19 protein-coding genes are annotated in these 21,499 nt (G+C 59.3%); 12 read left to right on the forward strand and 7 right to left on the reverse strand.

Annotated elements, in window-relative coordinates; translation table 11 throughout:
• Positions 1 to 53: 53 nt before the first annotated feature.
• From fdrA to IM267_RS09290, 5 genes are read left to right on the forward strand one after another with little or no spacing between them, the layout of a single operon-like run.
• The gene (gene fdrA / locus IM267_RS09270; protein ID WP_193033240.1) at positions 54 to 1,595 is read left to right on the forward strand and encodes an acyl-CoA synthetase FdrA; all 1,542 of its coding nucleotides are present in this window, start codon (positions 54 to 56) and stop codon (positions 1,593 to 1,595) included.
• Positions 1,595 to 3,010 (forward strand): DUF1116 domain-containing protein, encoded by a 1,416-nt coding sequence (locus tag IM267_RS09275; protein ID WP_193033241.1) that lies wholly within the window; start codon positions 1,595 to 1,597, stop codon positions 3,008 to 3,010. Before fdrA ends, IM267_RS09275 begins: the two co-directional genes overlap by 1 nt.
• Positions 3,011 to 3,021: 11 nt before the next feature.
• Positions 3,022 to 4,572, forward strand: coding sequence for a hypothetical protein (locus IM267_RS09280; protein WP_045260886.1), 1,551 nt, complete (start codon positions 3,022 to 3,024; stop codon positions 4,570 to 4,572).
• Positions 4,569 to 5,525 carry a carbamate kinase family protein gene (locus IM267_RS09285; RefSeq protein WP_193033242.1) on the forward strand — a complete coding sequence of 319 codons (957 nt, stop codon included), beginning with the start codon at positions 4,569 to 4,571 and terminating at the stop codon, positions 5,523 to 5,525. The genes IM267_RS09280 and IM267_RS09285 overlap by 4 nt, the downstream gene beginning before the upstream one ends.
• A 1-nt stretch (position 5,526) precedes the next feature.
• Positions 5,527 to 6,906, forward strand: coding sequence for an amidohydrolase family protein (locus tag IM267_RS09290; RefSeq protein ID WP_193033243.1), 1,380 nt, complete (start codon positions 5,527 to 5,529; stop codon positions 6,904 to 6,906).
• An 18-nt stretch (positions 6,907 to 6,924) separates the two neighbouring features.
• Here the strand turns inward: IM267_RS09290 and IM267_RS09295 are convergent, their stop codons facing one another.
• Entirely contained in the window at positions 6,925 to 7,845 is a 921-nt protein-coding gene (locus tag IM267_RS09295; RefSeq protein WP_063451819.1) for a LysR substrate-binding domain-containing protein, read from the reverse strand.
• Positions 7,846 to 8,061: 216 nt separating this feature from the next.
• Between IM267_RS09295 and IM267_RS09300 the strand changes: the two genes are divergently transcribed.
• From IM267_RS09300 to IM267_RS09320, 5 genes are all read left to right on the forward strand, one after another.
• Positions 8,062 to 9,393, forward strand: coding sequence for an MFS transporter (locus tag IM267_RS09300; RefSeq protein ID WP_193033244.1), 1,332 nt, complete (start codon positions 8,062 to 8,064; stop codon positions 9,391 to 9,393).
• A 36-nt stretch (positions 9,394 to 9,429) separates the two neighbouring features.
• Positions 9,430 to 10,179 (forward strand): SDR family NAD(P)-dependent oxidoreductase, encoded by a 750-nt coding sequence (locus IM267_RS09305; protein ID WP_003862216.1) that lies wholly within the window; start codon positions 9,430 to 9,432, stop codon positions 10,177 to 10,179.
• A gap of 12 nt (positions 10,180 to 10,191) precedes the next feature.
• Positions 10,192 to 11,037 carry a transketolase gene (locus tag IM267_RS09310; RefSeq protein WP_193033245.1) on the forward strand — a complete coding sequence of 282 codons (846 nt, stop codon included), beginning with the start codon at positions 10,192 to 10,194 and terminating at the stop codon, positions 11,035 to 11,037.
• Positions 11,037 to 12,035 (forward strand): transketolase family protein, encoded by a 999-nt coding sequence (locus tag IM267_RS09315; RefSeq protein ID WP_063451815.1) that lies wholly within the window; start codon positions 11,037 to 11,039, stop codon positions 12,033 to 12,035. Before IM267_RS09310 ends, IM267_RS09315 begins: the two co-directional genes overlap by 1 nt.
• 74 nt (positions 12,036 to 12,109) lie before the next feature.
• Positions 12,110 to 12,841 (forward strand): bifunctional 2-polyprenyl-6-hydroxyphenol methylase/3-demethylubiquinol 3-O-methyltransferase UbiG, encoded by a 732-nt coding sequence (locus tag IM267_RS09320; RefSeq protein ID WP_193033246.1) that lies wholly within the window; start codon positions 12,110 to 12,112, stop codon positions 12,839 to 12,841.
• Here the strand turns inward: IM267_RS09320 and IM267_RS09325 are convergent.
• Positions 12,838 to 13,440 (reverse strand): short chain dehydrogenase, encoded by a 603-nt coding sequence (locus IM267_RS09325; RefSeq protein WP_203465061.1) that lies wholly within the window; start codon positions 13,438 to 13,440, stop codon positions 12,838 to 12,840. The two genes, IM267_RS09320 and IM267_RS09325, sit on opposite strands and share 4 nt — an antisense overlap.
• A gap of 97 nt (positions 13,441 to 13,537) precedes the next feature.
• Between IM267_RS09325 and IM267_RS09330 the strand changes: the two genes are divergently transcribed.
• Complete coding sequence (locus tag IM267_RS09330) at positions 13,538 to 14,425, forward strand: LysR family transcriptional regulator (RefSeq protein WP_112792776.1); 888 nt, start codon at positions 13,538 to 13,540, stop codon at positions 14,423 to 14,425.
• A gap of 20 nt (positions 14,426 to 14,445) precedes the next feature.
• Positions 14,446 to 15,627, forward strand: a complete 1,182-nt coding sequence (locus IM267_RS09335) for a PLP-dependent aminotransferase family protein (protein WP_112792777.1) — start codon at positions 14,446 to 14,448, stop codon at positions 15,625 to 15,627.
• A gap of 50 nt (positions 15,628 to 15,677) precedes the next feature.
• On the opposite strand, the gene IM267_RS09340 is transcribed toward IM267_RS09335, so the two are convergent.
• The 5 genes from IM267_RS09340 to IM267_RS09360 form a co-directional block, all read right to left on the reverse strand.
• Complete coding sequence (locus tag IM267_RS09340; RefSeq protein ID WP_193033247.1) at positions 15,678 to 16,025, reverse strand: HigA family addiction module antitoxin; 348 nt, start codon at positions 16,023 to 16,025, stop codon at positions 15,678 to 15,680.
• Between the two features lie 10 nt (positions 16,026 to 16,035).
• Positions 16,036 to 16,335, reverse strand: coding sequence for a type II toxin-antitoxin system RelE/ParE family toxin (locus IM267_RS09345; protein ID WP_193033248.1), 300 nt, complete (start codon positions 16,333 to 16,335; stop codon positions 16,036 to 16,038).
• A 316-nt stretch (positions 16,336 to 16,651) separates the two neighbouring features.
• Positions 16,652 to 17,851: an HlyD family efflux transporter periplasmic adaptor subunit gene (locus IM267_RS09350; protein WP_226847992.1), complete on the reverse strand. Its 1,200-nt coding sequence runs from the start codon at positions 17,849 to 17,851 to the stop codon at positions 16,652 to 16,654.
• Positions 17,832 to 20,024, reverse strand: coding sequence for a type I secretion system permease/ATPase (locus IM267_RS09355; protein ID WP_193033249.1), 2,193 nt, complete (start codon positions 20,022 to 20,024; stop codon positions 17,832 to 17,834). Before IM267_RS09355 ends, IM267_RS09350 begins: the two co-directional genes overlap by 20 nt.
• Entirely contained in the window at positions 20,021 to 21,424 is a 1,404-nt protein-coding gene (locus IM267_RS09360) for a TolC family outer membrane protein (protein ID WP_063865314.1), read from the reverse strand. Before IM267_RS09360 ends, IM267_RS09355 begins: the two co-directional genes overlap by 4 nt.
• Between the last annotated feature and the right edge of the window lie 75 nt (positions 21,425 to 21,499).

The raw sequence follows: 21,499 nt of genomic DNA on the forward strand, positions 1-21,499 counted from the left end.
GACGTGCTTTTAGCACGACGGCGGCCCCCTTTTATCTTAAACAGGTGAAAATAATGCCAACCAAAATCGTCATAAAAAAGAACACGTATTTTGATTCGGTTTCCTTAATGTCGGTCTCCACCAAAGCCAATAAACTGCCGGGCGTCGAACAGGCATTTGTGGCGATGGCGACGGAAATGAATAAAGGCGTTCTGAAAAATCTCGGGCTGCTCACGCCGGAATTAGCAGAAGCCAAAAATGGCGACCTGATGATCGTGATTAAAGGCGATGCGGCGAACGATGAAACGCTGGCGGAAATAGAAGCCTTATTTACCCGCAAAGCGAGCAGCGGCGCCCATGAAGCACGCTACGCGACGATTGCCAGCGCCAAAACCCATCGCCCGGACAGCAACCTGGCGGTGATTTCCGTCAACGGCACCTTTGCCGCCCGCGAAGCGCGTCAGGCGCTGGAAAACGATCTTAACGTCATGCTGTTCTCCGATAACGTGTCGCTGGACGACGAGCTGGCGCTGAAGCAGCTGGCGCATGAGAAAGGGCTGCTGCTGATGGGGCCAGACTGCGGGACCGCCATCATCAACGGTGCGGGGCTGTGCTTCGCCAACGCGGTCCGTCGCGGGCCGATTGGGATTGTGGGCGCCTCCGGCACCGGCAGCCAGGAGCTGAGCGTACGCATTCACGAGTTCGGCGGCGGCGTGTCGCAGCTGATCGGCACCGGCGGGCGCGATCTCAGCGAGAAAATCGGCGGTCTCATGATGCTCGACGCCATCGACATGCTTGAGGCGGATGAGGGCACCCAGGTGATTGCGCTCATCTCCAAGCCGCCTGCACCCGCGGTGGCCGGGAAAGTGCTGGCCCGCGCGCGCGCCTGCCGTAAGCCCGTGGTCGTCTGTTTCCTTGGCCGCAACGACCCGCCCGCCGATGAAGACGGCTTGCAGTTTGCCCGTGGCACCAAAGAGGCGGCGCTGAAAGCGGTGCTGCTTACTGGCGTTAAAAAAGAGTCGATGGATTTACATCCGCTCAACTGGCCGCTGATTGAAGAGGTGCGCGCCCGCCTGACGCCGCAGCAGAAGTACATTCGCGGCCTGTTCTGCGGCGGCACTTTGTGCGATGAGGCGATGTTCGCCGCGCTGGAGAAATTCGACGATGTCTGGAGCAACATCCAGCCCGATCCGGCTAAGCGCCTGAAGGACATCAGCGTCAGCCAGGCCCACACCTTCCTTGACTTCGGTGACGACGACTTCACCAACGGCAAACCGCACCCAATGATTGACCCGACCAACCGCATCAGCCGCCTGCTACAGGAGGCGCGCGATCCGCAGGTGGGCGTCATCGTCATGGACTTCGTGCTCGGCTTTGGCGCACACGAGGATCCGGTGGGGGTGATGATCGAGGCGATCAAAGAGGCACAGGCCATTGCGAAAGCCGATAACCGTCCGCTGGAAATTCTCGGCTACGTGCTCGGCACCGACCAGGATCCGCAGTCGCTGGCGCAGCAGTGCCAGCGGCTTACCGATGCAGGCGTCATCTGGGCCAGCAGCAGCACCAACACCGGATTACTGGCACGCGAATTTGTCTGCAAAGGGGAGAAAGCATAATGACCACTTTATTCAACCAGCCGCTTAACGTCATTAACGTCGGCATTGCGATGTTCAGCGACGACCTCAAAAAGCAGCACGTTCCCGTGACCCAGCTCGACTGGACGCCGCCGGGGCAGGGCAATATACAAGTGGTGGAGGCCCTCGACCAGCTGGCAGAGAAACCGCTGGCGGAGAAGATCGCCGCCGCGAACAAAATCGCCCTTGAGCGCATCATCCAATCCCATCCGGTGCTGGTGGGCTATGACCAGGCGATTAACGTGGTGCCGGGCATGACCCGCACCACCATTCTGCATGCCGGTCCGCCGGTTTCCTGGGAAAACATGTGCGGGGCGATGAAGGGCGCGGTTACCGGTGCGCTGGTGTTTGAAGGGCTGGCGACGGATCTGGAGGACGCCGCAAGGCTGGCGGCTTCAGGCGACATCATCTTCTCGCCGTGCCACGAGCACGACTGCGTGGGCTCCATGGCGGGCGTCACCTCCGCGTCGATGTTTATGCACATCGTTGAGAACAAAACCTACGGCAACCGGGCGTTCACCAACCTCAGCGAGCAAATGGCGAAGATCCTGCGCATGGGGGCTAACGACCAGAGCGTGATCGACCGCCTGAACTGGATGCGCGACGTGCTCGGCCCGATGCTGCGCGACGCGATGAACATCATCGGCGAAATCGACCTGCGCCTGATGCTGACCCAGGCGCTGCACATGGGCGACGAGTGCCACAACCGCAACAACGCGGGCACCACGCTGCTGATCCAGGCCCTGACGCCGGGGCTGATCCAGACGGGCTATCCGGTGGAGCAGCAGCGTGAGGTGTTCGAGTTTGTCGCCAGCAGCGACTACTTCTCCGGCCCGACGTGGATGGCGATGTGTAAGGCCGCGCTGGATGCCGCCCACGGCATTGAGTACAGCACCGTCGTGACTACCATGGCGCGCAACGGCTACGAGTTCGGCCTGCGCGTTTCCGGCCTGCCGGGGCAGTGGTTTACCGGTCCGGCGCAGCAGGTGATTGGCCCGATGTTCGCAGGCTATAAGCCGGAAGACTCCGGACTGGACATTGGCGACAGCGCCATCACCGAAACCTACGGCATCGGCGGCTTTGCGATGGCGACGGCACCGGCCATCGTTGCGCTGGTGGGCGGCACGGTGGAGGAAGCCATCGACTTCTCCCGCCAGATGCGCGAAATCACCCTCGGCGAGAACCCGAACGTCACCATTCCGCTGCTGTCGTTTATGGGCATTCCAACCGCCATCGACATCACCAGAGTGGCGGGCAGCGGCATTCTGCCGGTGATCAACACCGCCATAGCCCACAAGGACGCGGGCATCGGCATGATTGGGGCGGGCATCGTTCACCCGCCGTTTAGCTGTTTTGAAAAGGCGCTGTTGACCTTCCGCGATCGCTACGTTCTATAAGGTATGCATCCATGAAAAACATGAAACTGGAGTGGAAAAGAGGTGACTGGGCGGCCTATTTCGGGTTGATGACCAACAACCTGACTAATTTGCTGACCATGATGGGGTTGCTCATTTTTGTCGTCGGCATCCCGAAGGAGATTGTTTATGGACGCATCGCGCCGGCCTTCGGGCTGGCGGTGCTGGTAGCGAGCTTATGCTACACATGGTTTGGCCTGCAAATGGCGCGCGCCACCGGACGTACGGACGTCACCGCGCTGCCGTCCGGCCCGAGCGCACCCTCGATTTTTACCGTGACCTTCCTGGTGCTGATGCCCGTCTACCAGCAAACCGGGGATGCGGATTTCGCGATTCAGATTGGCCTGGTGTGGTGCTTCGTGGAAGCGATGATCCTGGCGGGCGGCTCGTTCCTGGGTGAGACCATCCGCAAGATGATTCCGCGTACCGTGCTGCTGTCGTGCCTGTCCGGTCTTGGCCTGCTGCTGCTGGCGATGAACCCGATGTTGCAGGCGTTCGAAGCGCCCACCGTGTCGTTCATCGTCCTGCTGCTGATCTTCATTAACTGGTTCGGTAAAAAGCCGATTTTCGCCAAAATCCCGACCGGCCTGCTGCTGCTGATTGCCGGAACGGCATTAGCGTGGATTTCCGGACTGCAAAGCCCGGATGCCATTAAAGCGTCTATGTCCTCCTTCGGCTTTAACCCGCCGGAGGTTCACGTCGACAGCTTTATGCAGGGCCTGCCGCACGCGCTGCCGTATCTGGCGTCCGCTGTGCCGCTGGGGCTGGCGAACTACATCTTTGACCTGGAGAACATCGAAAGCGCCCACGCGGCGGGGGATGAGTACCCGACCCGCAAGGTAATGCTGGCAAACGGCCTGGCTTCCATGCTTGGCTGCCTGATGGGCAACCCGTTCCCGGTCACGGTCTACGTGGGCCATCCCGGCTGGAAGGCGATGGGGGCGAGCATCGGCTACACGCTGGCGTCCGGCGTGACCATGTTTATCGTGCCGCTGTTCGGGCTGGGGGCGTTTATGCTCGCCATCATACCGATGACCGCTATCGTGCCGATTCTGGTGTTTATCGGCGTCGTCACCGCCAACCAGGTGGTGCGGGAAACGCCGAAAGTGGAGGTGCCCGTCATCTTTATCTGCCTGTTCCCGTGGATCGCTAACTGGGCGCTGACCATGATGAACAGCGTGATGAGCGCGGCGGGAACCAGCGCGGCGAAAATTGGCACCGACGTGCTGCACAGCAAAGGGATTTACTACGAGGGGCTGATGCACCTCGGCAACGGTGCGCCGCTCGCCAGCATGCTCTGGGGCTGTATCGCTATCTTCGCCATCATCAACAAACCGCTGCGCGGGGCCGTCGCCGCCGCAGGAGGTGCGCTGCTGGCGCTGTTTGGCGTGATCCACGCGCCGGTGGTGGGCTTTGCCGAGGGCAGTTCCCTGATGTTCGTCACGGCCTACCTGATGATGGGCGGGATGTTTGTGGTGAAGCATTTCCTCGACAGCCGCGAAGTTGCGAGCGCTGAAGTTACCGTTGCGAAGGAAAACGTATGAAAGAGCTTATGGTCGTCGCCATCGGCGGCAACAGCATCATCAAAGACAACGCCAGCCAGTCGGTTGAACATCAGGCGCAGGCGGTCAAAGCGGTGGCCGAGTCGGTGCTCGAAATGCTGGCCTCCGACTATGACATCGTCCTCACCCACGGCAACGGCCCGCAGGTGGGGCTGGATCTGCGCCGCGCCGAGATCGCCCACGAGCGGGAAGGGCTGCCGCTGACCCCGCTGGCAAACTGCGTGGCGGATACCCAGGGCGGTATCGGCTACCTGATCCAGCAGGCGCTCAACAACCGCCTGGCGGCGCGCGGCGAGCAGAAGGCGGTCACGGTCGTTACCCAGGTGGAGGTGGATAAAAACGATCCCGGCTTTACGCACCCGACAAAACCGATCGGCGCGTTCTTCAGCGAGGCGCAGCGCGACGAGCTACAGCTCGCGCACCCGGACTGGCATTTTGTCGAGGATTCAGGCCGGGGCTATCGCCGCGTGGTGGCCTCACCCCAGCCGCTGCGCATCGTCGAGGCGGATGCGATTAAGGCGCTAACGCAGAAGGGTTTTGTGGTCATCGGCGCGGGCGGCGGAGGCATTCCCGTGGTGCGCAGCGAGCAGGGGGACTATCAGAGCGTCGATGCGGTTATCGATAAAGATCTCTCCACCGCGCTGCTGGCCCGTGAGATTTGCGCCGACGTGCTGGTGATAACCACCGGCGTGGAGAAAGTCTGCATTAACTTCGGCAAGCCAGAACAGCAGGCGCTGGACATCGTCAGCGTGGCGCAGATGACGCGCTACATGAACGAAGGCCACTTCCCGGCGGGCAGCATGCTGCCCAAAATCGTCGCCTCGCTGGCGTTTTTACGCCACGGCGGCAGGCGCGTGATCATCACTTCGCCGGACTGCCTGCCCGCGGCGCTGCGCGGTGAAACGGGTACCCACATTGTTAATGAAGGAAGATAAGATGAGTGAAAACAAAAGCCGCCGCGAGTTTATCAGCCAGAGCGGCAAAATGGTCACCGCCTGCGCGCTGTTTGGCGCAACCGGCTCCGTCGCGTATGCTGCCGACTCTGCAAAGGCAACCTGCGAGACGGGGAAACCGATGAACATCACCGCAAAACATTACTATCTGGACAACGTGCTGCTGGAGGCCGGGTTCAACGTCGACGGCAGCGTGGCGACGAGCACCCGCACCGAGCTGAAAACGCTGGAGATCAAAGACGGTAAAATCGTCGCCCTGCGCGATAACAACAGCCACGCCGACGCCGCGCTGCCGCACTACGACGCGGGTAAGAAACTGATGCTTCCGGCGATGCGCGACATGCACATCCATCTGGATAAAACCTTCTACGGCGGCCCGTGGCGGTCGCTCAACCGCCCGGCGGGCACCACTATTCAGGACATGATCCGCCTGGAGCAGACGCTGCTGCCGGAGTTACAGCCTTACACCCAGGCGCGCGCAGAAAAGCTGATCGACCTGATCCAGTCGAAAGGATCCACGATTGCCCGCAGCCACTGCAATATTGAGCCGGTTTCCGGCCTGAAAAACCTGGAGAATTTGCAGGCGGTGCTGGCGCGCCGCAGCGCAGGTTTCGACTGCGAAATCGTTGCCTTCCCGCAGCACGGTCTGCTGCTCTCCAACTCTGAAAAGCTGATGCGCGAGGCGATGCAGGCCGGGGCGCACTACGTGGGCGGGCTGGACCCAACCAGCGTTGACGGCGCGATGGAAAAATCGCTCGATACCATGTTCCAGATTGCGCTGGACTACGACAAAGGGGTGGATATTCACCTGCACGAAACCAGCCCGGCGGGCGTAGCGGCGGTGAATTACATGGTGGAAACCGTGGAGAAAACGCCGGCGCTGAAGGGTAAGCTGACCATCAGCCACGCCTTCGCACTGGCGACGCTCAACGAGCAGCAGGTGGATGAGATTGCCACCCGCATGGCGGCGCAGCAGGTGACCATCGCCTCCACCGTGCCGATTGGCACCCTGCACATGCCGCTGAAGCAGCTGCGGGAGAAGGGCGTGTTCGTGATGACGGGCACCGACAGCGTGATCGACCACTGGTCACCGTACGGTCTCGGGGACATGCTGGAGAAAGCTAATCTGTACGCCCAGCTCTATATTCGCCCGAACGAGCAGACGCTCTCCCGCGCGCTTGGCATCGCCACCGGCGACGTGCTGCCGCTGAACGATAAAGGTGAACGCATCTGGCCGAAAGCGCAGGACGACGCCAGCTTTGTGCTGGTGGACGCCTCCTGTTCCGCCGAGGCGGTGGCGCGCATTTCTCCGCGCACCGCGACGTTCCACAAGGGGAACCTCGTCTGGGGCACGGTCGCCTGACGCCACGATGGGGTATCGCTACAGGTGATACCCCGACAATCGCAACTCCCGATCAATCCACTCGACGAACTGCTGGATCTTCCACGCGCGTTCGTTCATGTGCGGCATCACCAGATGATGCGCGTTAATGGCGATTCCCATCTCATCCGGCAGAACCTGTACCAGCGAGCCATCCTTCAGGTGATCGGTAGCCATCATTTTGCTCTCCAGAATAAACCCCAGCCCCATGCGCGCCGCTTCAAAGCTCATATAGGAACGGTCGAAGCTGAGGCTGAAATTGAGCCAGGGCCTGTCGATATTGTGCCAGGCGAACCATTTTTCCCAGTTCACCAGAGTGCTGGTGGAGGAGATAAGCGACTGTTGCAGCAGATCGGCGGGCGTGCTGATGGGATGCTCTTCTGCATAGCCCGGCGAGGCCAATACTACCAGAGTGTCGTTTTTAATGGTCATCACCCGGTAAGCATCCCAGTCCGGAATACCATGACGGATATCAATGTCGATATTATCTCTGGCGAACTGCTGGTTCTCATAGGAGCAGGTGAGATTGATGGTGATATCAGGATATTCGGCGCGGAATCTGCCCAGACGGCGCAACAGCCATGACAGTCCGAAGGTGGGGGAAGAGTGCACGCGAAGCACAGCATTGTCTTTTTCTTTCACGATCTGATCGGTGGCGCGCCCAATGGCGCTCATCGCCGCCGAGACCTCCCGCAGATATTTTTCTCCCGTCGGGGTGAGTTGAACCCCTTTGCCGCTGCGGATAAATAATTTCTTGCCCAGCCACGATTCCAGCGACGCGATCTGGTGGCTTACCGCCGAAGGCGTGACGTTGAGCTGTTCCGCCGCCTGATGAATGCTCAGGGCGTTAGCAACGGCGATAAACGCCTGCAAATTTCTGAGCGAGGGCAGCGATAACGTCTGGCGATCCTGCGCGGACATGGCCTACTCCTTACACGATAATTGATAAAAAACATAACATTGTGACTGCGAGCGGGCAATTTTATCCCGATGTTATTTTTTTTGAGCTGTATCGCGAATCAAATTTATCTCAGCAATAAATGAGCTTTATTGAATGGCGTTTCATGGGTGAGCCGATATATTGACGTTGAACGCAATAATAAAACGACTCACGGTGTTCGAATAATGAGGTAAGTTATGTCTCGTATAGAACAAGCTGTCCCCTACATAAAGACTAAAAAAACCAATTACCGTTTCGTTGTGCTGGCATTAATTTTTATTGTTTATGCCATTAACTATGCTGACCGAACAAATATTGGTGCGGTACTGCCGTTTATCATTGACGAATTTCATATCAATAATTTCGAAGCCGGTGCTATCGCCAGCATGTTTTTTTTGGGATATGCCCTGAGCCAAATTCCTGCGGGCTTTTTTATTGCCAAAAAGGGAATTCGCGGCATGGTGGCACTGTCGATATTCGGCTTCTCTGCCTTTACCTGGCTGATGGGCACCGCAACCTCGGTTCTGGGCCTGAAGTGTATCCGCCTGGGGCTGGGGTTAACAGAGGGGCCGTGCCCGGTCGGGCTGGCCTCCACCATCAATAACTGGTTTCCGCCAAAGGAGAAGGCCACGGCCACGGGCGTCTACATCGCCGCCACCATGTTCGCGCCCATCCTCGTGCCGCCGCTGGCCGTGTGGATCGCCATGACCTGGGGCTGGCGCTGGGTCTTCTTCTCCTTTGCGATCCCAGGATTGGTCATTGCCGTCCTGTGGTATCTGCTGGTACGCACGAAGCCGTCCGAGAGCGCATTCGTCTCTAAAGCGGAGCTGGAGACCATTACCGCCGGTCAGGAGACGCCGGACGCCAGACGTGAAAACATCGTGATTTCACCGGGCTTTGCACGCCTCGATCGGCTGATCCGCGTGCGGGAGTTAGCCCCGGTAAGCACGGTGAAAGGGCTGTTTACCTCGAAGAATATTCTCGGCGACTGCGTAGCCTATTTTATGATGGTCAGCGTGCTGTACGGACTGTTGACGTGGATCCCGCTCTATCTGGTGAAAGAGAAAGGCTTTACGTTTATGAGCATGGGGCTGGTCGCCAGCATGCCGTGCATCGGTGGATTTATCGGTGCGATTTTTGGCGGCTACGTCTCCGACAAACTGCTCGGCCGCCGACGTAAACCGACCATGATGTTTACCGCCATCAGCACCGTTTTAATGATGGTCATTATGCTGAATATTCCGCAAAGCACCGTGGCGGTTTGCGTCGGGCTATTTTTTGTCGGCCTCTGTCTGAATATTGGCTGGCCTGCTTTTACAGCTTATGGCATGGCTGTTGCAGACAATAAAACCTATCCCATTGCCGCGTCCATCATCAACAGTGGCGGTAATCTCGGCGGATTTGTTTCCCCGATGCTGGCAGGTTATCTGCTGGATAAAACAGGTAGTTTTAATTCCGTGTTTATTTATTTCGGTATTTGCGCAGCCATTGGCTTAATTATGATTATGCTGCTGGAAGAACCGAAATAAATCATTAAATCTCTCTTGTCCGAATGGAGTAAATATATGCTACTGAAAAATAAAGTCGCCGTTATTACCGGCGCGGCTTCCGTACGCGGTTTGGGTTTCGCTACGGCGAAATTATATGCCGAACAGGGTGCGAAAGTGGTGATTATCGATTTAAACGCTGAAGCCAGCCGGGCTGCCGCCGCGAGCCTGGGCGACGAACATCTGGGCCTTGCGGCGAACGTCAGCAATGAATTACAGGTTAATGCCGCCATTGAGCAGGTGCTGGGGAAATACGGGCGCATCGATATTCTGGTGAATAACGCCGGCATTACTCAGCCGATCAAGCTGATGGATATCAAACGCGAAAATTACGATGCGGTGCTTGACGTCAGCCTGCGCGGCACGCTGCTAATGTCCCAGGCGGTTATTCCCACTATGCGCGCGCAAAAGTCGGGCAGCATCGTCTGCATTTCATCGGTATCGGCCCAGCGCGGCGGCGGCATCTTCGGCGGCCCACACTACAGCGCTGCAAAAGCGGGTGTGCTGGGACTGGCAAAAGCTATGGCGCGTGAACTGGGGCCCGACAACGTGCGCGTAAACTGCATCACGCCGGGTCTTATCCAGACGGACATCACCGCAGGCAAGCTGAGCGATGAGATGAAAACGTCCATTCTGGCGGGCATTCCGCTTAACCGCCTCGGAGACGCGCAGGATATTGCCCGTGCCGCGCTGTTCCTCGGCAGCGACCTCTCTTCTTACTCCACCGGTATCACGCTCGACGTGAACGGCGGGATGCTGATCCATTAAGGAGATACGACGATGACGGATACCACAGTTCAACAGGTTGTCGCCGCGGCCTGGCGCATTCGCCGCTACGCGCTGCGCATGGGCGAAGTGCAGGGGCAGGGCTACATCGGGCAGGCGCTGGGCTATGCCGATGTGCTGGCCACCGCGTTTACCCACGGAATGAACCTTAAGCCGGGCGAGCCGGAGTGGGAAGGGCGTGACCGTTTTCTGCTCTCCCACGGCCATTACGCCATTGCCTGTTATGCGGCCCTGATTGAAGCCGGGATCGTTCCTGAAGAGGAGCTGGAGACCTACGGTGCGGACGACAGCCGCCTGCCGATGTCCGGTATGGCAACCTACACACCAGGTATGGAGATCTCCGGCGGTTCGCTGGGGCAGGGCTTAAGCATTGGCGTTGGCATGGCGTTGGGGCTGAAGCACAAGCAGAGCGCGGCATGGGTCGTTAACTCCATGTCGGACGGCGAGCTGGACGAAGGGTCAACCTGGGAAGCGGCAATGTCGGCGGCACATCACGGCCTGTCGAACCTGATCGTGCTGGTGGACATTAACCGCCAGCAGGCGGATGGCAACTCGCACGCGATCCTCGGCTTTGAGCCGCTGGAGGATAAATGGACCTCCTTCGGCTGGTACGTGCAGCGCGTGAACGGCAACGATGTTCCTGCGCTGGTGACGGCGTTTGATAATGCCAAACGCTACCCGGAAAACCAGCCGCGCGTCATTTTGTGCGACACGCTGATGGGCAAGGGCGTGCCGTTCCTCGAAAAGCGTGACAAGAACCATTTTATTCGCGTGGATGCTGACGAGTGGCAAAAGGCACTCGCCGTGCTGGATGCCAACAAACCTGAAGGAGTGCTGTAATGAGCCAGACCACGGAGAAAAAACCGCGTTTAACCACGTCGGCGATGATTGCCTCTATCGCGGAAGAGGGCCAGGAGACGCGCGCCGCACCGTTCGGCCACGCGCTGGTAAAGCTGGCGGAACAGCGACCGGAGATCGTCGGTATGACGGCGGATCTGTCCAAATACACCGATCTGCATATCTTTGCCCAGGCCTACCCGGAACGCTTCTTCCAGATGGGCATGGCCGAACAGCTGCTGATGGGGGCCGCGGGCGGCATGGCGAAAGAGGGCTTTATTCCTTTCGCCACAACCTATGCCGTCTTCGCTACCCGCCGCGCCTACGACTTTATCCATCAGGTGATTGCTGAAGAGCACCTGAACGTGAAGATCTGCGCGGCGCTGCCGGGGCTAACCACCGGTTACGGGCCGAGCCACCAGGCGACGGAAGATATTGCGATTATGCGCGGTATTCCGGGCATGACGATTATCGATCCCTGTGACGCAATCGACACGGAACAGGCGGTGCCGGCGATGGCAGCGCACGATGGCCCTGTCTATATGCGCCTGCTGCGCGGCAAGGTGCCGGTGGTGCTGGACCAGTACAACTACCAGTTTAAGCTTGGCAAAGCTGCGCTGCTGGAAGAGGGGAGCGATGTCCTGATCGTCGCCTCAGGCCTGATGACCATGCGTGCGCTGGAAGCGGCGAAGCAACTGCGTAAGGATAACGTCAGCGTGGCGGTGCTGCACTCGCCCACCATTAAGCCGCTGGACGAAGAGACGATCCTGGCGCAGGCCGCGAAGCCGGGACGGCTGGTCATTGTGGCGGAAAACCACAGCAGCGTAGGCGGGTTGTGCGAAGCCGTCGCGTCGCTGTTGATGCGCAACCGCGTGAACGTGGATTTCGATACCGTCGCGCTGCCGGACGCGTTCCTTGATGCGGGCGCGTTGCCAACCCTTCATGACCGCTACGGGATCTCAACCACAGCCATGGTGGAGAAAATCCGGCGCAGGCTGTGATTTATTAGACGGATACGTTGCCAACGGGCGAGGGGGGCTTTACCCTTGCCTCTGTTGCGATAAAGGAGTCCGTCATGGCACAAAACATCAACGACAACCCGGCGTTTTTTGAAGGCTACGCTCAGCTTCCGCGCTCGGTGCAGGGGCTGGACGGCGCGCCGGAGTGGCCTGCGCTTAAGGCGATGCTGCCGGGTTTAACCGGAAAATCGGTTATCGATCTCGGCTGCGGCTACGGCTGGTTCTGCCGCGTGGCGCGCGAGCTGGGCGCTTGCGACGTTACGGGCGTCGATATATCAGAAAAAATGCTGGCCCGCGCGGCTGAACTGACGGATGACGCGCAGATTCACTATCAGCGTAGCGATCTCGACTCTCTTCAGCTTCGCGAAAACAGTCTCGATCTGGTCTACAGCTCGCTGGCGCTGCACTACCTGCCGCAACTGGACATACTATTCGCCAACGTCCAGCGCGCGCTCAAACCCGGCGGCAGCCTGGTCTTCTCGATGGAACACCCGATTTACACCTGCGCCACCCGTCAGGGCTGGCTCACCGACGACAACGGCGAGCGGTTCTGGGGCGTTAACCATTATCAGGACGAAGGCAAGCGCGTCAGCAACTGGCTGGCAGAGGGGGTCATCAAATATCACCGCACGCTGGGTACGGTCCTCAACGCGCTGGTCAAGGCGGGATTAACGATAAGTGAAGTCAATGAGTGGGGGCCAACGCAGGCGCAGGTTGACGCCTGGCCCGCGCTGGCTGAAGAGGCGGAGCGCCCGATGCTGGTGCTCATCGCCGCCCGTAAGGCTTAATAACCGACTTTATATACCCGACCGCTCTGCACCCCTTCCACGCTGCGGCGGTAGGCCTGCGCCACGCTCGCGGCGGGAACGCTTTCAAAGCCGGGGAAGAAGCCATCATACGCTTCGGCGGATTCCGTCAGCACCGTCGGGCTAATCAGGTTAATGCGGATCCCGCGCGGCAGTTCACAGGCCGCGGCGCGGACAAACCCTTCCAGCGCCGCGTTTACCGTGGTGGCGTTGACGCCCTGTGCAATCGGCTCGTGCGCCACAATCCCGCTTATCAGCGTAATCGAACCGCCTTCGTTCAGGTAGTGCTGACCGGTCAGCGCCAGACGAACCTGCCCCAGCAGCTTATCCTGCAAGCCCTGGTTGAACTCGCCGTCGGTCATAGTTGCGAGCGGGCCGAAGTGCACCCCTCCGGTTGCGGAGACGATCGCATCCACCGGGCCGATTTTTTCGAACAACGCCTGTACGCTCGCCTGAGAGGTGATATCCACCTGACGATCGCCCTGCGTGCGACCCACGCGGATCGTCTCGTGGCGTTGGCTTAACTCTTCTGCGACTGCACGACCGACCGTACCGCTGGCACCAATAATGACGATTTTCATATCCGACTCCTCATGTTGTGAGCCCTCATTCTTTAATAAATAAAAAATCAGATAAACTGGGCTAAAGTTAGATGATTGCTAACCAGAGATTTGGAATATGGATAAGCTTCGCGGAATGGAGACGTTTATCGCGGTGGTAGAGAGCGGCAGCTTTACCGGCGCGGCGTCGCGGCTGGAGATGTCGGCGGTGATGGTCGGGAAGTATATTGCACAGTTGGAATCGCAGCTCGGCACGCGGCTGCTGGAGCGCAACACCCGCCGCCAGAGCCTGACGGATGCCGGGCGCGTTTATTACGAAGAGACAAGGCGCGTGCTGGAGCAGGTCTCGATTGCCGAAAACGCGGTTGAACGTCTGCGTGCCGCACCTGCCGGCACCCTGCGCGTGACGGCCCCCACGTCGTTTGGCGGCTGCGTTATCGCGCCCCTGACCGCCTCGTTTTTACAGCGCTACCCGGAAGTGCGCATCGAGCTGGATCTCACCAATCGAATGGTCGATCTGGTAGAAGAAGGGGTCGATCTGGCCATTCGCATCGGTGAGATTCGTCATGACGATCTGGTGGCGAAATACCTGTGTCCCTACAACATGACGATCTGCGCCGCGCCGGAATATCTGGCGCGCCACGGTACGCCGCAAACGCCAGCCGATCTGGTGGATCATCTGTGCCTGTCGCACACGGTATGGACGGCGCGTAACGAGTGGCGGCTGCCGGGTGTTGAAGGCGAAGTGCGCTGGAAGCGGGATGCCGTCTTAAGGTGCAATGACGGCTACGGGTTACGCATGGCGGCGCGAGCCGGGGCTGGACTGTTGCTGCAACCGGAAGTGCTGGTGGCGGAAGAGCTGGCGAGCGGCAGGCTGGTACGGGTGCTGGAGGCATTCACACCCGCGCCGAGGCCGGTGCATTTACTGTGGCGTCAGGATTTGCGTCCGCTGCCTAAGCTAACGGAATTTATTGCGCATATTCTGCTAAGATTGGGCACACTATAAAAAAAGAAGGTAAGCAAAGAATGTCTGCAAACAAACTCGCCAGCAGCGCGCAGGGCCTGCAATCCTCTGCCATTCGTGAATTATTAAAACATAGCAAAATGGCAGGCGTGATTTCGCTGGGTGGCGGTATTCCCAACCCGGACCTGTTCGATCACGAAGGTTTAAAAATCGCTGCTGATGCCGTGCTGTCTCAGCATTTTGGCGAAGCGTTCCAGTACGGCCTGACGGAAGGCGTCCCGGGGCTGCGCGAAGAGATCCAGCGTATCTGCGAAGGACGCGGCATCGCCTGTAAAGCCGATGACGTGGTCATCACCTCGGGCTCGCAACAGTCTCTGGACGTGCTGGCGCGTGCGTTAATTAACCCAGGCGATACGGTCGTCGTTGAGCGTCCTACCTACCTCGCCGCGTTGCAGGTCTTTGGCCTGGCACAGGCGAATTTTGAATCCGTCGGCACCGACGGCGATGGCATGAAAGTGGATGAGCTGGAAGCGCTGGTGGCGAAGAAAACCATCAAGGCGGTCTATATCGTGCCAACCTTCGGTAACCCCGGCGGCGTGACGCTCTCCGAAGCGCGCCGTAAACAGCTGGTGGAATTATCGAAGCGCTACGACTTCGTGATTATCGAAGACGACCCGTACAGCGAGATCAATTACACCGACGAAGCGTTCCGCCCGCTGATTGCCCATGCGAAAGATATCGGCAATGAGGATAACGTGGTGTACACCTCTACCTTCTCTAAAATTCTCGCGCCGGGCACCCGCGTGGGCTGGGTGCTGGTGCCGGAATGGCTGAAGCGCGCGGTGGTGAACCTCAAGCAAACTACCGATCTGCACACCAGCACGCTGTCGCAGCTGATGACCTACGAGTATCTGAAAACCGGGCGTCTGGCGAACCAGATTAAAATGATCCGCGAGGCCTATCGCCAGAAATACCAGACGTTTGCAACGGAACTGGAAGCCGAGCTGGGCGACGTGATGTCGTTCCACAAGCCGAAGGGCGGCATGTTCCTGTGGGCAAAAATGAACAACGGCATGAATACGACGAAATGGCTGGAAAAAACGTTGAGCAACGGCGTGGTGTTTGTGCCAGGTGAGTTCTTCTACTGCAACGAACCGGACCAGACAACGCTGCGCATGTCGTTCGTTACCCCAACGGATGAACAGCTGAAAGAAGCGGTTCGACGCCTGAAAATCTCCCTGTAAATACGCGTGAAACCCGGTGCGGTCAATATCGTACCGGGGTAAACGACCGATCAGGCCACATCCGGCTGGCCTGATTTCCTTTTTGCCATAATTTCCGCGACCGTCTTTATACGGCTCAACTCCTCCTGAGTCCGGGAATCGGTTTGCGCTTCCCAGACGTCGACGTTTAGCTGTAGGTTCAACCAGAATTCAATGGTGGTATCAAACGCCTTGGCCAGTCTTAATGCCATATCGGCCGTCAGTTTACGATTATTATTAACGAGAGCACTGATGGTGTTACGGTGCACGTTAAGCATTTCCGCAAGATCGCTAATTTTCAGATTGAGCGGCTCAAGATATTCATACTGCAACACGTCGCCCGGCGTGGTGGGTTTGCGTAGAGCCTGTTGAAGAGTCATAGGTAATGCCTCATTTGTATGGCGTGTACTTGTGGGGAGAGAGGTAGAGATCGTCTGCTTTGCCCTCTGACCACCTGAATACCAACCTGTATTGCCTGTTCACGCGAATCGCCGAGTACCCTGCGAGCGGGGGATTCAGCGATTCATACATATTGCCTGGCGGGGATCTCAGATCCCGGTGCGAGGTGGCAGCGTTGATCATATCCAGCTTCCTCCCTAAGGCTGATTCAAGGCTTGAAGGGATGACATTGCTGGATTTCCCATACAGAAAAAAATCCTTAAGCCATTGATCACGAAAATGATTAATCATAGTGCTTATGAGCTCCAGTCCATGAAGCTATGTGGATAGTAATGCACTCTTGCACAGTGCGCAAGTGCGTTTTGATTGGCAGCTATGTTACCCTGATGCAGGCTGAAGGAAAGCGGAAGGCGTCATTAAAAGCGGTTTCTTCGAAGCGGATTCCAGAAAAAACGTATTGCGGTGTGGGTGCGGCATGATGCCCTCCCTCCGGCCCTGTCCCACGGGGCGGAGGAATCGCCACAAATTAATGCGAGCAGCGAATCATCCCCTCGCCCCTTTGGGGAGAGGGTGAGGGAGAAGATCGTAGCCGCCGCCCGGCGTTTAACTACCGTTCCCTCAGCGCCTCTTTCGCCCGGTTAAACGGCTTAATCATATAATCCAGCACCGTTTTCTCTCCGGTCTTAATATCCACCGTCGCAATCATCCCCGGCACAATCGAAAAATGCCTGCCCTCCTTGTTCACCAGATAATCCTGGCTGGTGCGAATGAATACGCGGTAATAGAACACCTCCGGCTTCGCTTCGTCCTGAATGGTGTCCGGCGAAATGGTTTCCACCACCCCGTGCAGCCCGCCGTAAATCGCGTAATCGTAGGCGGTGATTTTCACCAGCGCTTCCTGATTAGGGTGGATAAAGGCGATGTCGCGCGGCGAGAGGCGGGTTTCAATCAGCAGGTGATCGTCCACCGGCACAATTTCCATCAGCTCGCCGTTGGGCGGTATGACGCCGCCGATGGTGGTCACCTTGATGTTTTTCACGATCCCGCGCACCGGCGATTTCACCGTCAGGCGGGTAACGGAATCCTCCCGACCTTTCAGGATCGCTGACACCATGTCCACCTCAGCGTTGGCCTTCGACAGCGCTTCACGGGCCTGCACGTAATACTGAGAACGCACGTCGGTGAGCTTCAGCTCCAGGTCGCTTTTCTGCCGTTGCAGGCGCAGCACCTCCACGTGGCTGGCGGCCCCGGTTTTTACCAGCCGCTGGGTGATCGCCAGCTCTTTATTGGCCAGCGCTAACGCGGAGCGGAGTTCACGCTGCGTATCCTCCAGCTGGGCGCGCCGCGAATTGTAGAGCCGCGTTTCGGCGGCGGTCAGGTCGGTCCATTTCGCCAGCGAAGGGGGGAATTTCAGCGGGAGGTCGTTGACCTCGGCGTACAGGCGCGCGCTGGAGGCCAGCGACGCGCGGTAGCGCGCCGCGCTTTCGCCAACGTTAGATTCCGAGCGGGTAGGATCCAGCCGCGCCAGCACCTGTCCGGCCTGCACCTGATCGCCTTCGTGCACGTTCAGCTCGGTGAGGATCCCCCCATCCAGCGACTGCAACACCTGCTCGCGCGAGCTGGGGATCACTTTTCCGGTGCCGGTTGAGACTTCGTCCAGCACCCCGAACCACGCCCAGATGCCGAGCACCACAAACATCACCAGGGAGAAGAAAACGATGCGCCGGGCGCCGGTATAACCGCTTTCGGAGTCGAGCGCGTTATCCAGATCTTCTACTGCGGCGACGTCACGCTGACTGATTTTCATTTTTCCACTCCCGTCCGGTTGCCTGCTGCTGTTGCTGCATACGGCTGTTGTTCAGCGCCTGTGCTTTTGGCGCGTCCATCACCAGCATGCCGTCTTTAAGCACCACCACGCGCTCCACCAGCTCCAGCACCGGCACGCGGTGGGTAGCAACCACCAGCGTACGGTTGCCAAGCCATGCCCCGAGACGCTGAATAAATTCCCGCTCGGTGTGTTCATCCAGGGAGGCGGTCGGTTCGTCCATCAGCACGATATTCGGGTCGCGCAGCAGCATCCGCGCCAGCAGGATGGACTGCCGCTGTCCGCCGGACAGCCCGACGCCGTTCTCCATAATCGGGTAATCCAGCCCCTTCGGCAGCTTCTGCACAAAGCTGGCCGCGCCGCACATCTCCAGCACCTCGAAGATCTCTTCGTCGGTGGCGCGGGGCATGCCGAGCGTGATGTTTTCGCGCAGGGTGCCGTAAAACAGCCGCGCGTTCTGGGTCATAAAGCCGACGTTTCGCCGCACGTCCGCCACGTCCAGATGCGGCAGGCTGAGGTTGTCGAGCCGCAGCTCGCCGCCCGCCAGATCCATTCCACCCGCCATCGCCTGTAGCAGGGTTGATTTCCCCGCACCGTTGCGCCCGAGGATCGCCACTTTTTCGCCCGCTTTGATCTCCAGGCGGTTAATGCGCAGCGCCATGCGCGGATCTTCCGGGTGATAGCGGAACTGCGCCTGCTCGAAAAGATAGTGGCCGCGCAGCACGTCCTGGCGGATCGGCGTCTCTTCGCGCTGGTTCTCGGTCGGCAGCTGCATAATGCTGTCCAGCCCCTCTTTGGCCGCCTTAACCTGCTGCCAGCGGGCCAGCACGCCGCACAGCGTCGCCATCGGGGCGATCATCCGCGAGGCCAGCATCGAGGCGGCCACCACCGAACCGGTGGTTAAGGTGCCGTCGATCACCATCGGCGCGCCCACCACGATCACCCCGGCATAGACCAGGCTCTGGATGGTCATCCCCCAGCTGATCAGGTTCTGGGTCAGCTCGCGGGTGCGCAGACCGGATTCGGCGGTGATCTGGATATAGCTGTTCCACTGCTGCAAAAAGCGGTTCTCCGCCTGCATCAGCTTGATGTCCTCCAGCCCCTGCACGCTCTCCACCAGCACCGCGTTGCGCAGGGTGGATTCATGCGCCGACTGCTTCGCCAGCTCCGCCAGCTTCTTTTGCAGCAGCAGGCCGGGCAGGACCATGATCAGCGCCGCGACCGGGGCGATCCACGCCAGCTGCGGGGCGATGATCGCCAGCACGATCACGAACAGGATAAAGAACGGCAGATCGACGATGGTGGAAATAGTGGAGGAGGTGACCATCTCGCGGATCTGCTCCAGCTCGCGCAGCTGGGAGATAAAGCTTCCCGTCGATCGCGGAATGGCGCTGTGGCGCAGCCGCAGCGCGTGGCCAAACACGCGATCCGACACGCGCAGATCCGAGCGCTTGCCCAGCAGATCCATAATGTGCCCGCGCGCCACGCGCAACACAAAGCCAAACAGCGTGGCGATCAGTACCCCAATGGTCAGCACGTAGAGCGTCGGGTAGGACTGGGCGGGGATCACCCGGTCGTACACCTGCATGGAAAACACAATGCCGGAAAGGGAGAGCACGTTGATAAAGAGCGCCGCCAGCATTACCCAGCTGTAAGGGCGCAGGTCGCGCATCACCAGCCGGTAGAGCCAGTCCGGGCGGTATTTTGAGATATAGGCATCCACGCGGCTGTCCTTCAGCGCCGCCAGCGGACGCAGGGCAATAACGTGGCGGATGGCGGGCAGCATCGCGCTCATCGACAGGCGGTTGGTGTGCGTGCTGTCGTCGAAAAAGCTGACCTCCAGCGTATCCTCGCCGTCGAAATTGTCGATCACGCCGATTTTGCCGTCGTTCAGCTCCACCACCACCGGCAGACGCCAGCTGTTGATGGACTGCTGATCGGCCGTCAGCATCTGGAAGGTCAGCCCGGCTTCACGGGCGAGCTGAGTCAGCGCGGGCACCATCGGTTTGCCTTTCAGCCACGGCGCGCCCGCGACGAGCGAGCCTGGCGAGCAGGCAACGCGATAGCGCGTCGCCACATAGCCAAACGCCTGCGCCCACTGCTCCAGCGCCTCATCCGTCATGTTTTCACCCTGCGGGATATCGCGTTGCTTCATGGCTGGATCTCCACGGTCTGGATGGTGCGGTTTTCAAGATCGAACGCGTGACGCAGGCGTCCGGTTTGGTAGAGGCAGTTCAGCTGAAGCTGATGCAGCTGTCCGGCGGTTTGCTGCTGGGTAAAGCGCGCCTGATAAACCTCCTGCTCGGCGTTGAGCACGTCGAGCAGCGGGCGCGAACCGAGATCGAGATACTGCTGCTGATACAGCTCGCGGGTGCGGGCGCTGAGCGCTTCCTGACGCCCCTGGATCTGAAGCGTGCTCATCAGGCTCATCACCTGACTGCGCGCCTCCAGCAGCTTTTGCCGCACCTCAAGACGGGTGCGCTGAATGGTGGACTGGGCGGATTCCACCGCGTGTCCGGCGGCGTTACGCCGGGCGGTGAGGCCGCCGCCCTGATAGAGCGGCATCTGCACCTTTACCCACGCGGAGTACTGGGTGCGGTCGCGGGTTTCGTTGCCGGAGTAACGGTCGTTAAGATAGTGGCGAACCTCCGGCTCCAGCGAGACGGTAGGGGTCATCTGCGCGTTGGCGTAGTCAAGGTTAGCCTGCGCGACGTTGGCCTGCGCCCAGGCGGCTAACACCGAGGGCACCAGACGATCGTCCGGCTCGGCGATGTCGCAGCTGCGGGCCAGGCTCTGCGGAAACTCATTGCTGACCGCGTTCAGGCTGTCCCAGCCGAGCATGCTCATCAGCGTGGCGCGCGAGCTGTCGAGGCTGGCCTGATACTGCATCAGCTGCGCGCGCGCGCCTTCGATACGGGCGTCGGTCTGCACCACGTCAGAGAGCGACGTGGCGCCTTCGTCATTACGCAGCTTAGTCAGCGAGCCGATGGAGGTCAGGGCGTCCAGCTGTTCTTTGGCCGTCTCGACCATCTGCTGCCAGGTTTGCACCTGCACCATGGCGATGGCGGTATCGTGGGCGATGGTGTCGATGCTTACCAGCACGTTAGCCTGCTGCTGGGCGACGCCCGCGTTTTCAGCGCGCACCTGGCTGGCGACTTTGCCAAAGTCATAGAGCATCTGCGAAAGGGAAAGCACCAGCGAGGGGGTAAAGCCGTTATCGTCGCCGTCGTGGGTATAGCCGTTATCCATGCCAGCGTTGATTTGTGGGTAATATTTTGATTTGGCGACGTCCACATTTTCGCTCTGCTGATAAAGCTTGCCGACGGCTTCACTGATGGCAGGATGCCAGGTCACGGCGCGGTTAACGGCTTCATCCAGCTGAAGCGTGCCGGGGGCGGCCTTGCCGGCAACGGGCGCTACGCGACCGTTTAACGAGGGGAGTTCCTGCGTTTCGCGTAATTGTCCGGTATTAATCATCGCCGCAGGGTTTGCCGCGATAGCGGGCACAGATATCAGGCAGCACGAGAGCCACCAGTAAGGCATCTTCTTTCCCATGTCTTGTCCCTAATAAAAGAGTACTGCTTTATTGTTTATGCCCGGGCGCTGCGCGCCCGGGTCATTTATTGCACG

The sequence above is a fragment of the Enterobacter cloacae complex sp. P15RS genome, assembly GCF_014895905.1.
Classification (GTDB): domain Bacteria; phylum Pseudomonadota; class Gammaproteobacteria; order Enterobacterales; family Enterobacteriaceae; genus Enterobacter; species Enterobacter quasihormaechei.

Bases quoted from the DNA above. Each gene is read 5' to 3' on its own strand.
- IM267_RS09310 (WP_193033245.1), top strand. From the start codon at position 10,192: ATGACGGATACCACAGTTCAACAGGTTGTCGCCGCGGCCTGGCGCATT.
- IM267_RS09350 (WP_226847992.1), bottom strand. From the start codon at position 17,851: ATGAAAATCAGTCAGCGTGACGTCGCCGCAGTAGAAGATCTGGATAAC.
- IM267_RS09330 (WP_112792776.1), top strand. From the start codon at position 13,538: ATGGATAAGCTTCGCGGAATGGAGACGTTTATCGCGGTGGTAGAGAGC.
- IM267_RS09355 (WP_193033249.1), bottom strand. From the start codon at position 20,024: ATGAAGCAACGCGATATCCCGCAGGGTGAAAACATGACGGATGAGGCG.
- IM267_RS09305 (WP_003862216.1), top strand. From the start codon at position 9,430: ATGCTACTGAAAAATAAAGTCGCCGTTATTACCGGCGCGGCTTCCGTA.
- IM267_RS09360 (WP_063865314.1), bottom strand. From the start codon at position 21,424: ATGGGAAAGAAGATGCCTTACTGGTGGCTCTCGTGCTGCCTGATATCT.
- IM267_RS09325 (WP_203465061.1), bottom strand. From the start codon at position 13,440: ATGAAAATCGTCATTATTGGTGCCAGCGGTACGGTCGGTCGTGCAGTC.
- IM267_RS09295 (WP_063451819.1), bottom strand. From the start codon at position 7,845: ATGTCCGCGCAGGATCGCCAGACGTTATCGCTGCCCTCGCTCAGAAAT.
- IM267_RS09280 (WP_045260886.1), top strand. From the start codon at position 3,022: ATGAAAAACATGAAACTGGAGTGGAAAAGAGGTGACTGGGCGGCCTAT.
- IM267_RS09315 (WP_063451815.1), top strand. From the start codon at position 11,037: ATGAGCCAGACCACGGAGAAAAAACCGCGTTTAACCACGTCGGCGATG.
- IM267_RS09275 (WP_193033241.1), top strand. From the start codon at position 1,595: ATGACCACTTTATTCAACCAGCCGCTTAACGTCATTAACGTCGGCATT.
- IM267_RS09345 (WP_193033248.1), bottom strand. From the start codon at position 16,335: ATGATTAATCATTTTCGTGATCAATGGCTTAAGGATTTTTTTCTGTAT.
- IM267_RS09285 (WP_193033242.1), top strand. From the start codon at position 4,569: ATGAAAGAGCTTATGGTCGTCGCCATCGGCGGCAACAGCATCATCAAA.
- fdrA (WP_193033240.1), top strand. From the start codon at position 54: ATGCCAACCAAAATCGTCATAAAAAAGAACACGTATTTTGATTCGGTT.
- IM267_RS09340 (WP_193033247.1), bottom strand. From the start codon at position 16,025: ATGACTCTTCAACAGGCTCTACGCAAACCCACCACGCCGGGCGACGTG.
- IM267_RS09335 (WP_112792777.1), top strand. From the start codon at position 14,446: ATGTCTGCAAACAAACTCGCCAGCAGCGCGCAGGGCCTGCAATCCTCT.
- IM267_RS09290 (WP_193033243.1), top strand. From the start codon at position 5,527: ATGAGTGAAAACAAAAGCCGCCGCGAGTTTATCAGCCAGAGCGGCAAA.
- IM267_RS09300 (WP_193033244.1), top strand. From the start codon at position 8,062: ATGTCTCGTATAGAACAAGCTGTCCCCTACATAAAGACTAAAAAAACC.
- IM267_RS09320 (WP_193033246.1), top strand. From the start codon at position 12,110: ATGGCACAAAACATCAACGACAACCCGGCGTTTTTTGAAGGCTACGCT.